Below are 14,236 nucleotides of genomic sequence, written 5' to 3' on the forward strand. Positions count from 1 at the left end.
CTTAATTCAGCATCCCGCCGGGCTAAACAAACCATAATTCAGTTAGTGGGTATACGCGCCAACATTCTCAGGATCAACCGCATCATGTAAAGCCGCATTCAGACCACTGGCCACAATATTCGCGATCCCTTCAATAAATTCATCGATTTCCTTGGGAGTGACAATCAAATCGTGCCCCAGAGGTTCAAGCACTTCCTTCACTAATGACAAGCGTTCCTGCTCAGAGATATCGTCCAGCATCCCCATGATTTCCTTCGTATGGTTTGCTCCTTGCCCGAAGTGATTTTTCATCATCTCCAGCACATTATTTACAATAGTTGAGGCATAGCAGACAGTGGGCACTCCGATTGCGATACAAGGAACACCCAGAATTTCTTGGGTTAATCCACGTCGCTTGTTGCCAATCCCCGAACCGGGATGGATCCCAATGTCGGCAATTTGAATCGTCGTATTGATACGCTCCAGTGACCGGGATGCCAACGCATCTATGGCAATAATAAGCTCAGGTTTCGTCCGATCCACGATTCCCTGCACGACTTCACTCGACTCAATCCCAGTCAGCCCAAGCACTCCAGGAGCAATAGCGCTCACCTTACGATAACCAGGGGAGATCTGATCCGGAACCAGCTCATAGAACTGCCGCGTAATGAGTGAGTTCTCCACCACCAACGGACCCAGTGAATCCGGTGTAACATTCCAGTTACCAAGACCAACAATCAACACAGATGCATCCTTGCCAATCCCAATTCTGATCAAAAAGTCCTCAAATTCGCGGGCAAAAACTTCTGCCACCTTTTGCTGCAAGCCTGTATCTCCGCCACGCAGAGCGGGTACCTCAAGGGTTACATAGTTACCAATTGCGCGTCCTATTGCCTGTGATCCGGCAGCATTAGCTACACCAAGACGGGTCACTTTAATCCCATCAGACTCTTCCACTTCTTCGTTCACACCAGGGATCGGCGTTCGTTGTGGGCCTTGAGCCATTTCCTTTGCCTCTAATGCCAAATCGGTGCGCACAGAATATAGCTGCAGATCCGGTTCCATTGTGTACCAGCCTCCTAAAAGTTTTGTAAGCATACACTTCCATGAGTTCATCCTCATTCGGCAAGCTTCTGCCTATGCTCTTTTGTCGATAGTGTGCGAGAGAAAGCCAATGTTTATGCAGGATACGGAGGTTTAATTTGAAAGCTTTAAGTATTGCTTTTTGCTACCGGTCATGCTAAACTATTTTAAGTTGTGAATCATTTGATAATGATTTCGAATGTCTTACAGGAGGTGAATGCAATGCCAAATATTAAATCCGCGGTTAAACGCGTAAACACGAACGAAAAACGCCGTGCACTGAATGCTTCCCAAAAATCCGCGCTTCGTACAGCTGTGAAAACTGCTGATGTAGCTCTGACTGGTACGGAAGTAGAAACTGCTCAAGCTGCTTTCCTAGCTGCTTCCAAAAAGCTGGACAAGGCCGTAAGTAAAGGTCTGGTTCATAAAAATGCGGCTGCCCGCAAAAAATCCCGCTTGGCGAAGAAATTGAACGCTCTTACGGCTCAAGCCTAAGACGACATTCATAATGAGCAATTGAAGAACCTGACCGCTATGCTTCATACGGTTAGGTTTTTTTGTGTCTATTAATTAATAATAAGTAGTGTTTAAGAGATGTTTATTAAATGAAAGAAGACCCCCTCAGAGAGACGGTCTTCTTTCATTTATTTATTCTCTTTTTTCATTTCATAATAGTTACCATCCCATAAAAAAATCATCGTTTGATCGTCTTTAACAATAAAACTGCTGCCGGGATTCGTCCAATTATTTATAGATACCGTCATAACCGATTCCGTTTCGATGCCAAGGTCGCTTAATTCATTTCTGTATTCGTTAAAAAAGTCATCCTTTGTTATGTTCTCTTCCTTATATTCAGGGTTCATAATTTCATCTTTATCAAAAGATGCCTTTTCTTGCGAATAAGTTACCCGCATGCCAATAAGCTTTTCATCCTCCGCTGCCGAGACAGGTGTAGAACCTACTAGACCTTGTACACTCCATTCCCCAAAATAAGAAGGTGCATCTGCAGAGGTATTCGAATTCGCAGGCGACTCAGAAGCTGAACCTGACGGTGAATTAGTATCCGTTTTGCCACAGGAACTAATTAATAGAACGAGTAACAGCAGTGCCGAATATTGAAATATTCTTTTCATAGTCAGATCATCTCCAATACTTTTTCCCCTTCTTAGCTCAGACACCTAAACGCAGCATGAACAGCTCCAGCCCTAGCACTTTGTCTATAGCCCCTGTTTTCATTTTATAATCCAGATCCGCCAATGCACTTAAGATTTGCCGTAATCGTTCACTGGAGAACTTATGGGCCTGCTCCCCAGCAAGTTTAACCGCATATGGATGCAATCCGATCTGTGACGCAATCTGTCCCTGCGAATAACTATGTGCTGATAAATCCTTAACCTGCAAAATAATGCGGAACTGCCGCGCAACCAACGCTGCGATCTTGATCGGTTCCTCACGCTGCTTCAGCAGCTCATATAATGTATCAAGCGCCTTATCAAGACGCAGATTAGCGATATCCTCAACAAGCGTAAACACATTTTGTTCTGTACCACGGTGTACCAGACTCTCTACGGCCCCCGCATCCACTGTGCCGCCCTTACCAGCGAATAAACAAAGCTTGTCCATCTCTGCAGATAAACCTTGCAAGCCTGTGCCTGCATTCGTTATAAGAATTTCTGCCGTGCCAGGTGCCATTACACAACCCCGCTCACGAATTCCTTTTTCCACCCAGCGCAGCAGCTCTTCTGCCCCCAGCGGATTAAAGGCTAATACTGTGCCCACTGATTTGACAGTCTTCACAATTTTTTTACGCTCATCCAGCTTATCATTATTCACCATAAAGACGATTACACTGAAGTCTACAGGATGCTGCAAATAGTCACTTAAAAGATCTATACGATGCTCCAGTTTGGCATTTTCTTTGCCCGCTGTAAATAACGAGGCATCCCGCACCAGCAATAATTTACGTTCTACCATAAATGGCACAGTCTCCGCTTCTTCTACCACAGCCTGCACCGGCGTCTCAGAGAGATCAAAGGGAATAACTGCGAAATCACGATCCTCTTTAGCAATCAGCTGTTCTTCCAGCAGTGCCGTGAATTCATTCATTCGAAATTTCTCACTGCCATATAAAACATATAACGGTGAGATCTTCCCTTGTTTGATTTCTTTTATCGCCGTTTTGGCATCCATCCCGCCACTTCCTTTTCCATTCATCTAGCCCATTTTGTCCAGAGTTCTATTGTAGCAAAAAAAACTACAAAAATGCATGCAAAAACGGAGAAACTCTGGCAGCCATGGCCAAAGCCTCTCCGTTTAAGCGGCGCATCTATATAAACGACGGAGTGCGAAGCTCTAGAAACTCCGCATCCGGCGGTCATACCGATGTTCTGCAAAACCTATACTTTCTAGTTCCTGTCCTGTTGATATAGTATATTCAGAAACTTCGAAAAAAGTTCCAACCCCACTTTAATTTGTTGAAGATGAGGTTGGAGTGTTCGTTGGTGTCGCCCCAGGGGATGCAGCCGGACTTGAAGAAACTGCTTCCTGTACAGTGTACACCTTGGTTACATTCACACCATCTTTTTCAGTCACGTACGTAAACTTCGAGCTGTCCGCAGACCATTCACCAGAAATCCAATTTCCTTCCAGCGGATAAGAGTTTACGGCTAACCGTTCTTCCGTTGAGCCCGCTGGCGACTTCTTATAAATCACAAGCTGCAATCCAATAAATTCTATAGCATACTGACCATCAGGGGAAGTCCAGGTCTGCACATTAGATTCATCAGAACTGCTTAAGCTCATAACTTCCCGTCCATAGTCATAAGGAATCTTTAAAGAATCCTCCATCAGCGGAGCAGAATCGGCTGCGCTGTCTGAATTCATATCAGCAGTTTGCTCCTTATTATCCACCTTTAGCTGATTGCTACTGGCGTTGCTAGAATCTGAATTATGAGATTTCGTGGCGACATCCTGCTTTGGCGAAACAATTTTCTCTGTAGGCTTAGGATCTGCGCTTTGAGGCGGTTCGGTGATCGACCGCCCTCCAGCTCCAGCTCCCGCATCAGCTGCATCCGCCGGTGCACTTGGCATCGTGGTAGGGTCCACTGGTCCCGTCGCTCTATCTAAAGCGGCGTTATCTTCGTTCATCTCTGTTGCATCCGTCTTATACTGGGCAGCGCCCTCGTTCTCTCCACCAGCTGCAGGTGAAGCTCCATCAGAGTTAGCAGTAATAGAAGCTTGTGATTCCATTGCTGTATCCTTAGTATCATCGCTGGCTGTTTTAGCACTATCCTGCATCCTTTGTTCTACTTCTGCCCCAGGCATTTTATCGGGCATATTAAATATTGCGATCCCTAATAGAACGGCAGCTGCAATAGCTCCAATGCCTGTCCGTGTTGCTATAGAGGTTCCCTTGGAAGGTTTACCGCGGGAGCTTTCACGTGAAAATGGAACAACAACCGGCTCCTCAGATCTCACAGCACTTTGTTCACGACTGCTTCGATCCAATTCTGCAAGCTGAGGTAAAATAGAGTCAACCAGACTAAACGGGGGTTTCACGTCTGGCAACTGCTCCAATTCATTGGAGAGAAGTGTCAGGCGCTCAAAGACTTCCGCGCAGGAAGGACAATTATCGATATGACGGAACATCTCAACAATCTCATCTTGACTCAAATCTTTGTCTAAATAGCGGTGCATCCATTCCATCACCTCCGCGCATTTCATCCCGATACACCACCTTTCTGGTACTCCTGAAGTCTATTCTGCAGTTGCTGTCTAGCCCGAAATAAGTATGATTTCACTGTATTCAAGGGCAAATCCAGACAATCTGCAATCTCGTTGTAAGAAAAATCCTGTAAATAGCGCAGGACGATGACTGTCCGATGATGCTCGGGCAATTGATCAATCGCTTCGCGTATATCCTCAGCTAAATAAGAGGATAGAACCTCACGTTCCACATTGTGTTTATCCTGAAACACCATTTCATGTTCATCAATAGAAACTGTAGGTTTAGTTCTTCTGAATTTATCAATGCAAATGTTAGTGACGATTCGCTGAACCCACGTTTTGAACTGGGCCTTCTCCTCATATGAGCCGATTTTTGTATAAACCCGGATCAAGGCTTCCTGAGATGCATCTAGCGCATCTTGTTCATTATGCAAAATGTAGAAGGCCGTTTTATATACATGTCCTTCAATTTCTCGCAATAGGGTGATTAGAGCGTCGCGATCGCCCGCTTGAGCGGCTCTGATGAGTCCCTGCTCCACCACGAAGGTTCCCCCTCTCTATGCAATCTTACTGACGCGCAAGACTGCGAATTTGTTGCAACCGTGTAATTAATATTTTTAGAATACCAAACTTTTCTTAGAACGTCATGTTAAGCCAGCCGTTACAACGCGCTATCCCGCATTGCACAGCCAATAATTCCTACTAAGCATACAGGGGAAACAACAATCATTCAAATACTCTTTTTCACTATCTTAGTAACAAAAATGACATCAAAAGAAACGGCCTATCCCCTTGTCGGAAATGAAGCCGTCTGTCTTAAATATTACCCTCCGGTATCGAGCAAGAAACTCTATTTATAGAGCGCAATTTTGCAGAGCATGAAGACCGCGTAGTTTTCCCTAGTCTCATCATCCACCACATAGGCTTCTCCATTCTCAAATAATTGAGGGTTATTGTAATTGCGCTCTAATCTGTAGATCTGCCCTTCCGTCACCTTACAACCATGGAATGCCGACTCAATTTCTACGTACTCAGCATCATCTTCATCCGCTGCTTGATACAGCTTTTTATCATTATAAGCAGGCATATACTCACTCCCGGCTGGATAATAAATCCTGACGTTCAGTCCATGTATCACTACTCTTCTATTATATAGTTTATTATCTTTATCCCGATTCTATACTTTCTAAAAAGCATAGAATAAAAGGAATATGGACAGCTCAAAGAAAATCAACATAAAAAGGCTGCATGGCCAACGTCTGTCAGCCACACAGCCTATAAATAAAAACGCGAATCCGGATTTTAATCTCCGTTCGAATACATTAAATCCCTTTTATCTCTTTAAACTTCGCCACATATTGGGCAGCAAGATCAGTAATCTGATCGTATCGGCCATTCTTCGCCGGTGCAGTCAAATTCCCCCCAATGCCCACAGCCATGCAGCCGTTTGCAATCCACTTCTCCATATTGTTCAAATCCACGCCACCGGTCGGCATAATATTCACATGTGGCATAGGACCTTTAACCGCTTTTACATAATCCGGACCGAAAGCACTGCCAGGGAACAATTTAAGCACATCCACGCCGTACTTCAGCGCTTCCTTCATTTCATTTAATGTCATGCAACCAGGCATATAGGGAATGCCATAAAGATTACACATCTTAGCTGTCTCCACTTCAAAAGAGGGACTAACCACAAACTCTGAACCTGCAAGAATGGCTATTCTAGCTGTTAAGGGGTCCAAGACAGTTCCGGCGCCAATCACCGCACGACTTCCGTACTCTGCAACCAATCTCTTAATCGCCACATCCGCGTCTGGTGTAGTAAAAGTTACCTCAATATTATTTAGACCGCCTTCTATACAAGCAACGGACATCTTAAAAGCTTCCTCAGCACTATCTGCTCGAATAACCGCTACAACCCCGACGGATGCCACATTCTGCAATACTTTCATTTTCTTCATCAGTAGACTCCCTTTCTCTTGGTACGATCATAGATAAACAGGAAATACTTTTTTAGATAAACTTTTTTATTAAATTTACTAATTATTGCGTTTTGTTCTATAAGGAAATAGTAATAACAATACGATTAACAGTCAATACATTTTTATTACATCAGGTGGAAATAAGTAATAAATTCTAAGTAAAACCTTTATAAAACAAGGGTTTATGGAAACATTATTTTCTTTTTACGAAAAAAGTTTTTTGGTTAACAATCATTCTTTTATTGTACAAAACCGATTTATGTGATAATTTCAAATTACAAATCATTATACTGGGATAAAATCATTACCCTAGGAGGAACTAAAAATGAGTAAACAGCTGGATGCCGTCACTTTCGGGGAGCCGATGGCGATGTTTTATGCGAATGAGGCTGGTCCTCTGCATGAAGTATTTTCGTTCTCCAAAGCATTAGCAGGTGCAGAAAGCAACGTGGCTACAGGCTTGTCGCGTTTGAATCATCCTACAGGTTATGTTACGAAGCTCGGCGAAGATAACTTTGGCACATTCATTGCTCAGGCGATGAAGAATGAGAACATTAATACGGACAATATTACTTTTACTAAAGAGTATTCAACAGGCATGCTTATCAAATCGAAAGTGGTTACCGGCGATCCAAAGGTCGAATACTTCCGCAAAAACTCCGCGGCCTCCACGCTTAGTCTGGAGGATTTCGACGAGGCCTACTTCAATTCCGCAGGACATCTGCATGTTACAAGTATCTCCGCCGCTTTGTCCAAGAGCTGTCTTGAATTTTCTATTCACGCTATGGAATTTATGAAGAGTAAAGGAAAGACGATCTCTCTGGATCCTAATCTGCGTCCTAGCTTATGGCCGGATACAGAAACAATGGTGAGTACCATCAATGATCTGGCTACACGCTGCGACTGGTTCCTGCCGGGACTCGGTGAAGGTAAAATCCTTACCGGACTGAGCACACCCGAAGAGATTGCAGACTATTACCTGGAGCGTGGCGTAAGCTTAGTCGTCATCAAGCTTGGCCCTGAAGGCGCTTACTATAAATCCTCTGCTGGGGAAGGTTACGTGGACGGATTCAAGGTGGAGCAGGTTGTTGATACGGTGGGTGCAGGTGATGGATTTGCGGTTGGCGTAATCAGTGCGATGCTGGAAAAGCTTCCGATTGCTGAGGCCGTCAAACGCGGCAATGCGATCGGTGCGTTAGCCGTCATGTCGCCAGGCGATATGGACGGACTTCCCACCCGTGAGGAACTTGCGAAGTTTATGCAACAAGAAGTCTAATAATCGCAAAAAGACACAGAGCAGCGATTCTCCGTTATTGGAGGAGCGCTGCTCTGCTTTTTGGGTTGCTGATTGGCTGCTATTGCTATGCTATGGCTTTGGCTTTGGCTTTGGCTTTAGCTTTGGCTTTAGCTTTGGCTTTGGCTTTGGCTTTGCTATGTTAAGCTTTTGCTATTGCTATTGCTATGCTTCAGCAGTGTAATCACGTACCTCAGGGCTTTCGGACCCAAAAGACGCTATTTGCAATTTTTTTACCTTTGCGGCGTAGTTTCGGACTCCAGTGACACTATTCCTTATGAAAAAGGGCATTTAGCATGTTTTCCATGCCGATAGCTGCGATGGGGTCCGATAGTACTCCAAATATGGGATTATACCGCATATAAGGTCAGCTGAGTCCGATAGTGACTTCCTACGCGAAAATATTACCCAATCAAACCCAAGTTTAGTGTTTAGATAAACTTAGGTCCAATAAAAGGGGGAGTGCCCAACAAGCTAAGAAATAGCTGCTGGGCACTCCCCTTTTTATAGTTCAAACTTATTTGTAAGACTTCACCGACTGCCCTTGCTGCAAGGTCGGCGGGAAACGATATGTAATTGGAACAGAAGCTCCCTTATCCTCGATACAAGAGAGTATAATCTTGGCAGCCTGCATCCCCATCTCGTAAGCAGGCTGACGGATTGTCGTAATGACCGGATTATAAATTTGCGCGAATTCCGCATCATCTATCCCGATGACCGACAACTGTTCTGGAATAGAGATGGCATTTCGATTCGCATATTTCAGAATTTCCGCTAGTGTGATGTCGTTCGTAGCCAGCAGTGCAGTTGGCGGCTCCGGCAGTGCTAATAAGTGTTCCAGCCCCGAAGCTAATTCCTCTTTGGATACACTGCAAATATACTCCTCACGCAGCGTTATGCCCGCTTCTTCCATCGCTTTTTTGTAGCCACTAATCCGCTCTTTCCGAGGGGTAATCGCATGCTCCCCAATTGGAAGGGACACCAGAGCAATCCGCTCATGGCCTTGCTGAATTAGCTGCCCTACGCCTATCTTTGCCGCCATTTCATTATCCAGCAATAGACTCTGCGTGGTGATTCCATCTACCAGACGATCCATAAAGACTAGCGGGAAATCAGCCTCTACCAGCTTGCTATAGGCAGACGGGTTATTCCCTGTAGGAAAAATAATCAGCCCATCCACCTGACGAGCGATTAAGGTTTCTACATATTTGCTTTCTTTCTCCGCATTCTCATCTGCGTTGCATATGATCACTTGGATTCCGTGATGCTGCAGCTCATTCTCAATCGCCCGGATACATTGGATTGACAGCGTGTAGTCAATATTAGCTACGATGATCCCGACCATATGCGTCCGGTTCTGCTTCAGACTGCGTGCCAGACCATTTGGCTGATAATTAAGCTCCTCAATTACGGCCTCAATCCGGTTTTTCGTCGCTTCGCTCATATATTTAAAACGTTTGTTCAAAAATTGGGAGACCGTACTTTTCGAAACTCCCGCTTTTTGAGCCACATCATCAATCGTTAACTTCTTCATCGCTTCGGCTCCACTCTTCTCAAAAGAAAATACTTTATCAAAAAGTATAGCTTTTATTTAGTGATTTATCTACTAGGGAGTCTGACTGTAAAATTCCTGATACAGCTCATTTTGTCGCTCTTCTGATAAAAATGCCCAATCTTCATCTAACCACCCTGGTCCACCTTTCGTAAGAATATCAGCTTTATAAAGTTCTCCATTCATCTCATATTCCATGGTTAACGATTGTCCATTAATGTCTCTAAATCCAATGGTCGATGCAGGTGTTTGAATGCTTAAGGTCTCCATATCATAAAGCACTGTTTTGTCTTGGTATGTCTTATCTACCGGGTATTCTAGGTAACTAAATACGATCTGGTCATGCTCCTTATCCACTGCGATTATTGACTTATATTCTAATAGCTCCCAATCAAAGGACGTAAGCTCTTTCGGTACCACTGATTCTCCTGTCGCTGCTTTTTTAACATTTAGAATAAAAAATCTACCATTCTCCATAATGCCTGAACCTATAGTCTTCGTATAGGTAAATAGCAGAGCGTAATCGCCCGCTCCAAAAAATCCACTCAAATATTGATAAGTACTTGCCCCTCCTGCAAAAAGAGGTAAAGTATAAATCCTAGTAGCTGAAGAAGCCGATAATTCCGTCTGGTCCTTCGAGCTCAGGTAAAGAGTGAACGGTTCTGTAGGATGTGTGTACTTTGGCTTCTTGTAGTCCACCATCGGGGGTGGCGGCGACCAAAGGATTCCCGCTGTTGTCTCAACGGCATACGCTTTACTCTTATCTCTGTTCATTGGCAAAGGCATGTAGTATTTCTTACCGCTAATCTCAAATTCTACTGGACTTGTCGGAGGCTCTATCGCTTTATCATTAGTTGCAGGACTAGAAGAAGGCAGTATGCCTGCGCCTTGTGACTGAACGGATGACGAATGGATTGGCCCTGTGTTTTTCCATATGCCCATAGGGAAGGTAAGCGCACCTATCAACAAAATCGTAGCCAGACTGGTCAACACCACATTTTTATTTATCCAATAACGTTTGTAAGCTGAACTTTTATTCGCAGCAGCCTGTTCGATCCGCATCATTAACTCAGGCGTAAAACCATCTTCAATGAAAGGATTTTTGCCTGCTTGCGCATACCAATCCGTCTGCCCGATCATCACTGGATTACTATCATCGGCGTTGCGTTTCATTCCCTCTCCTCCTTCTGGATAGCCTCTTTAACCTTCTCTCTCGCCCGCGCGAGCCGAGATTTCACGGTTCCTTGTGCTACATTCAGCAAATCTGACATTTCGGCAATGGATAATCCATGTTGAATATCTAGCACAAGCACCTCTCTGTTCTTCTCTGGAAGGGTCATAATAATTTCCCAGATCCGGTTCGCATACTGATTGCCAAGGGCTTCTTTTTCCGCAGAAGGTGCATTAACAGCAGTAGGTTGATCACCCAAAGCTATGAATCTGCGCCAAAAGCTATTTTTGCTCCAACTGAAGGCCGTATTTCTGGTAATCGTAAGCAGCCAGGTTTTCATCGAAGATTGCCCCCGGTATTTCCCAACATTCTTGTACGCCTTCAAAAACACTTCTTGGCTGATATCATTTGCCTGCTCTCGACTTCTAGTTAAGAAAAAAGCATAATTCCACACATCCGAGCCATACGCCTCCATCATTTCCCGCAAACTCATTGCGGGCGCATACGCTGCTGTATATGGTATATCTTCGCTTAGCATGTTTCGCCTCACCTCTTGCCTAATAAGACTTTCCAAACTTGAAAAAGTTCCCTCTAAAATAAAAAATAGGTCATTTATTAAAAAACACCACCGATGAACGTTTAAGCGTTCACTAGTGGTGTGTGGATATTTTTTAAAGAGAGCTGAATTTCTCCTCCAGCCGCCGTGCAAGCTCATCGTCCGGTAACGGATTACGATGCGTATTTTCCAGATAGATATGTTTTTCGGTCTCGGGCATCAAATATTCCTTATACCATAGAAACATATCCGGACTATCCCCCTGAATCCGCAAAAATTTACGGGCCGTTTCTACATGATCTATAGTGTTGGCAATATTGGTCAACCAATCAGCCCGATAAAAATGCTTCCACTGGCCGATCTCTGCCCGTAAAAGAGCCTGCTGGCCCTCCTTATAATCCCAAACCGCATGAGAAGCTTCGATAAACGCCTCTGGAAATCGCTCTTCTTGGTAACACATATACGCCTGGCAAAGAGAGGATAATCCTCTGCACCCGCTCCAATGCAGCTCAATTTGAACTAGCAGTTGAACATGCAGCCTGTTTCGCTCTTTTTCGGGTAAAAGTTCCATCACCTCTAGGCACTGCTTTCGCAGCAGATACCAGACTAGTACAACTCGCTCAGCTCGATCCCTGAACCATCGAACCTGCTCTACAAAAGGAACATCCCCTGCGGCCCAGCGCAGTCGCTCATCGCTCTCCGTCTTATTTTGCAGCCAATGCCCTATAATCTGCCTTGCCGGATGATGATAGAATTCATCGCCTGCGCGGTCGTCAGCATTAGGACCATATACTATGGTGTTTTTGAAGTAGCTTTTGTACAATTGTGCAATTCGCCCCTGCTGCGCTGTGTAGAAACGGTTAACGAAGGTCTGAAGCTGTTCATCAGCATCTGCTGTTCCATCCATCCACAACTTTGCTGTCAGATCTAATGTATAGAGATGAGGCAAAATATTCCCTGAATTCACTAGCAGATATTCACTAGCCCCTGCCGCAAATGCCCCCTGTAATTCCTCCACTATAAAGGACGGATCCGTTGGGAATTGTGTTAGATGATTGGAGGCCTGCAAGTCGTGGAAGGTGACGTGGTAATATACCCCGTTTTTGCCTTGATCTCCTGCCTCGGGTAGAGCAGGCACGCGCAGATTCAGATGGCCATGTCGTCGCGACACCATTTTACCGTATCCGTTATCCGCCCATATTTTAATAACACCTTCTGGCACTTCGATCTTTCCTTGTTTATACAGCTCTGCAATTTCTCCGTACATCGCCATACAGCACACAGGCTGGTCCACATATTCACAGATCATATCGTATTGCTTGCGAACTACAAATGAGATCAAATCGCCCCGTTTCTCCGGAGTATCAAAAGAGGGATCATTCTCCCAAAAAGGTTTATCACCCTGTCCGCGGAAGGAAAGCACCCAGAGTGTTTTTTCATCTTTTTGCCGCTCGATGGCTTCTCTCCACAGCTGTTCAAACAATTCTGGATATTCTTTATAGCTAGCCTGCTTGCCCGGAAAAGCACGTAGGAACATTTGCGCGCCAAGCGGTTCCGCATGATGATGTGTGATCCACAGTCCCATATCCACCGCAAGCTGATGATGAATTCCGTTTCTCGGCAAATCCGTCCCGGGGATTACCATATTTCCACCACAGCGCAGCAGCGCTTCAAAAACAGGCTCCCATACCTCCGCCGTCGGAGGATAATCCTCCTTCCAGCCGATAAGACACACTTCATCATTCACGAACCAACCTCGGTAACGCACCTTTGGCTGAATGCTGTTGTAATCAGAAATAGGTAAATTGATCGCATCTTTCTTAACAGGAGGAAGCTCCGCCCAGAACCAGAAGGGATCGACACCAAGCACGTGGCGGCTATAATGAAGCATCCCATAAATAATGCCCAATTCATCGCGGCCGATAATATGCAAGATCCGATCCTCTTCACTACCTGTAAAACGCAAACAAAAACCCTCCGCCCATTCCGGGCAGCCATCATCCTCTGTCGCATAACGAATAATTACAGTAGCTGCTGCTCCTTGTACCGGAGCTTTTCCGAACACCTGCTCATGATCCCTGGCGATCATCCGCCAAGCATATCCAATTGGATTACTGCGTTCCACTTGAACATCATATACACTTTCCGTTGTGACTCTAAATTCTGCATATGTATTCACTATCGCTTCATCTCCTAATTCGCTACAAAACACGGAGGACACAAGCTTCTCACCACCGCACTTTGCAACATAGTTTAAGTAGGCATAGAGTTTACCAGAATCTTCTATCTCTATTATAAAGCGTTTACATATATTGTGCATGCGTACGTAATAATTACTGGAGGAGGACGACGGCTACTGGAGCTACTGGAGCTACTGGATTAGAGCAGTTGGTGCTAGATAGGACAACAGATACTAGCATTAGAGCAGCTGGTGCTAGACAGGGACAACAGTTACATACTTAGAACAGCAGGTGCTAGAACAAATGGACTGGGATCATCAGCAAGTAACAGGAACTTATGTGAAAGTTAGTATCGCTACAACGATAATATGTAATTGAGGTGCTTTGATATGTTCATATGGAGCGTTTAGTTGCACTTAGTGCAACTAAAAAAGATCTTTCCAGCTCATAAAGTGATTTAGTTGCACTTCATGCAACTATTTCTGCTCAAATTTAGAAAAATAGGCGTTTTTTCAGATTTTAAGTGTACAAAGTGCAACTAAATGAAGAACCAGCTACTTTAAATTGCGATCTATTGCACAAAGTGCAACTAAACAAGGTTTTAGTTTTATAGTGGTGTAAAAGACCACGAAAGGAGCTTTAAAGGGGCCTTAAAGGAGCTTTAAAGGGACTTTATAGAGTCTGCGAAAATTAACATACACCACCCAGCG

The 14,236-nt window shown here is 44.6% G+C and carries 13 protein-coding genes; 2 read left to right on the forward strand and 11 right to left on the reverse strand.

From position 1 onward, the window contains the following. Window positions 1-42: 42 nt before the first annotated feature. Window positions 43-1,044, reverse strand: coding sequence for a GPR endopeptidase (gene gpr / locus MHI32_RS23775; RefSeq protein ID WP_036677518.1), 1,002 nt, complete (start codon window positions 1,042-1,044; stop codon window positions 43-45). A 240-nt stretch (window positions 1,045-1,284) separates the two neighbouring features. Between gpr and rpsT the strand changes: the two genes are divergently transcribed. Further along, entirely contained in the window at window positions 1,285-1,557 is a 273-nt protein-coding gene (rpsT, locus tag MHI32_RS23780) for a 30S ribosomal protein S20 (protein ID WP_036677521.1), read from the forward strand. Window positions 1,558-1,706: 149 nt separating this feature from the next. Here the strand turns inward: rpsT and MHI32_RS23785 are convergent, their stop codons facing one another. The 6 genes from MHI32_RS23785 to MHI32_RS23810 all read right to left on the reverse strand — a co-directional run bounded on the left by MHI32_RS23785 (window position 1,707) and on the right by MHI32_RS23810 (window position 6,752). Continuing rightward, entirely contained in the window at window positions 1,707-2,195 is a 489-nt protein-coding gene (locus tag MHI32_RS23785) for a hypothetical protein (RefSeq protein ID WP_076129692.1), read from the reverse strand. A 37-nt stretch (window positions 2,196-2,232) separates the two neighbouring features. Next, entirely contained in the window at window positions 2,233-3,252 is a 1,020-nt protein-coding gene (holA, locus tag MHI32_RS23790) for a DNA polymerase III subunit delta (RefSeq protein ID WP_036677525.1), read from the reverse strand. 276 nt (window positions 3,253-3,528) lie between these two features. After that, window positions 3,529-4,785, reverse strand: coding sequence for a zf-HC2 domain-containing protein (locus MHI32_RS23795; RefSeq protein WP_340011065.1), 1,257 nt, complete (start codon window positions 4,783-4,785; stop codon window positions 3,529-3,531). Further along, the gene (locus tag MHI32_RS23800) at window positions 4,782-5,330 is read right to left on the reverse strand and encodes a sigma-70 family RNA polymerase sigma factor (protein WP_036677530.1); all 549 of its coding nucleotides are present in this window, start codon (window positions 5,328-5,330) and stop codon (window positions 4,782-4,784) included. Before MHI32_RS23800 ends, MHI32_RS23795 begins: the two co-directional genes overlap by 4 nt. Before the next feature lie 308 nt (window positions 5,331-5,638). Beyond that, on the reverse strand, window positions 5,639-5,875 hold the full coding sequence (locus MHI32_RS23805) for a hypothetical protein (RefSeq protein WP_038572950.1): 237 nt from the start codon (window positions 5,873-5,875) through the stop codon (window positions 5,639-5,641). A gap of 235 nt (window positions 5,876-6,110) precedes the next feature. Continuing rightward, a complete protein-coding gene (locus MHI32_RS23810; protein WP_038572952.1) occupies window positions 6,111-6,752 on the reverse strand; it encodes a bifunctional 2-keto-4-hydroxyglutarate aldolase/2-keto-3-deoxy-6-phosphogluconate aldolase in 642 nt (213 codons plus the stop codon). Between the two features lie 346 nt (window positions 6,753-7,098). On the opposite strand from MHI32_RS23810, the gene MHI32_RS23815 reads away from it, so the two are divergent. Then, the gene (locus MHI32_RS23815; RefSeq protein WP_076129690.1) at window positions 7,099-8,049 is read left to right on the forward strand and encodes a sugar kinase; all 951 of its coding nucleotides are present in this window, start codon (window positions 7,099-7,101) and stop codon (window positions 8,047-8,049) included. Window positions 8,050-8,584: 535 nt separating this feature from the next. Here the strand turns inward: MHI32_RS23815 and MHI32_RS23820 are convergent. From MHI32_RS23820 to MHI32_RS23835, 4 genes are all read right to left on the reverse strand, one after another. Then, on the reverse strand, window positions 8,585-9,601 hold the full coding sequence (locus MHI32_RS23820) for a LacI family DNA-binding transcriptional regulator (RefSeq protein WP_076179378.1): 1,017 nt from the start codon (window positions 9,599-9,601) through the stop codon (window positions 8,585-8,587). Window positions 9,602-9,673: 72 nt separating this feature from the next. Then, window positions 9,674-10,792: a hypothetical protein gene (locus MHI32_RS23825; protein ID WP_076278810.1), complete on the reverse strand. Its 1,119-nt coding sequence runs from the start codon at window positions 10,790-10,792 to the stop codon at window positions 9,674-9,676. Beyond that, entirely contained in the window at window positions 10,789-11,328 is a 540-nt protein-coding gene (locus MHI32_RS23830; protein WP_076129686.1) for an RNA polymerase sigma factor, read from the reverse strand. The genes MHI32_RS23825 and MHI32_RS23830 overlap by 4 nt, the downstream gene beginning before the upstream one ends. A 133-nt stretch (window positions 11,329-11,461) precedes the next feature. Further along, the gene (locus MHI32_RS23835; RefSeq protein ID WP_340011069.1) at window positions 11,462-13,525 is read right to left on the reverse strand and encodes a glycosyl hydrolase 115 family protein; all 2,064 of its coding nucleotides are present in this window, start codon (window positions 13,523-13,525) and stop codon (window positions 11,462-11,464) included. Window positions 13,526-14,236: the final 711 nt, after the last annotated feature.

Origin of the sequence: Paenibacillus sp. FSL H7-0690, assembly GCF_037980415.1 — a bacterium.
In the GTDB taxonomy this organism is placed as follows: Bacteria; Bacillota; Bacilli; order Paenibacillales; family Paenibacillaceae; genus Paenibacillus_AQ; species Paenibacillus_AQ odorifer.

Bases quoted from the DNA above. Each gene is read 5' to 3' on its own strand.
- MHI32_RS23820 (WP_076179378.1), bottom strand. From the start codon at position 9,601: ATGAAGAAGTTAACGATTGATGATGTGGCTCAAAAAGCGGGAGTTTCG.
- rpsT (WP_036677521.1), top strand. From the start codon at position 1,285: ATGCCAAATATTAAATCCGCGGTTAAACGCGTAAACACGAACGAAAAA.
- MHI32_RS23830 (WP_076129686.1), bottom strand. From the start codon at position 11,328: ATGCTAAGCGAAGATATACCATATACAGCAGCGTATGCGCCCGCAATG.
- holA (WP_036677525.1), bottom strand. From the start codon at position 3,252: ATGGATGCCAAAACGGCGATAAAAGAAATCAAACAAGGGAAGATCTCA.
- MHI32_RS23810 (WP_038572952.1), bottom strand. From the start codon at position 6,752: ATGAAGAAAATGAAAGTATTGCAGAATGTGGCATCCGTCGGGGTTGTA.
- MHI32_RS23815 (WP_076129690.1), top strand. From the start codon at position 7,099: ATGAGTAAACAGCTGGATGCCGTCACTTTCGGGGAGCCGATGGCGATG.
- MHI32_RS23795 (WP_340011065.1), bottom strand. From the start codon at position 4,785: ATGAAATGCGCGGAGGTGATGGAATGGATGCACCGCTATTTAGACAAA.
- MHI32_RS23785 (WP_076129692.1), bottom strand. From the start codon at position 2,195: ATGAAAAGAATATTTCAATATTCGGCACTGCTGTTACTCGTTCTATTA.
- MHI32_RS23825 (WP_076278810.1), bottom strand. From the start codon at position 10,792: ATGAAACGCAACGCCGATGATAGTAATCCAGTGATGATCGGGCAGACG.
- gpr (WP_036677518.1), bottom strand. From the start codon at position 1,044: ATGGAACCGGATCTGCAGCTATATTCTGTGCGCACCGATTTGGCATTA.
- MHI32_RS23805 (WP_038572950.1), bottom strand. From the start codon at position 5,875: ATGCCTGCTTATAATGATAAAAAGCTGTATCAAGCAGCGGATGAAGAT.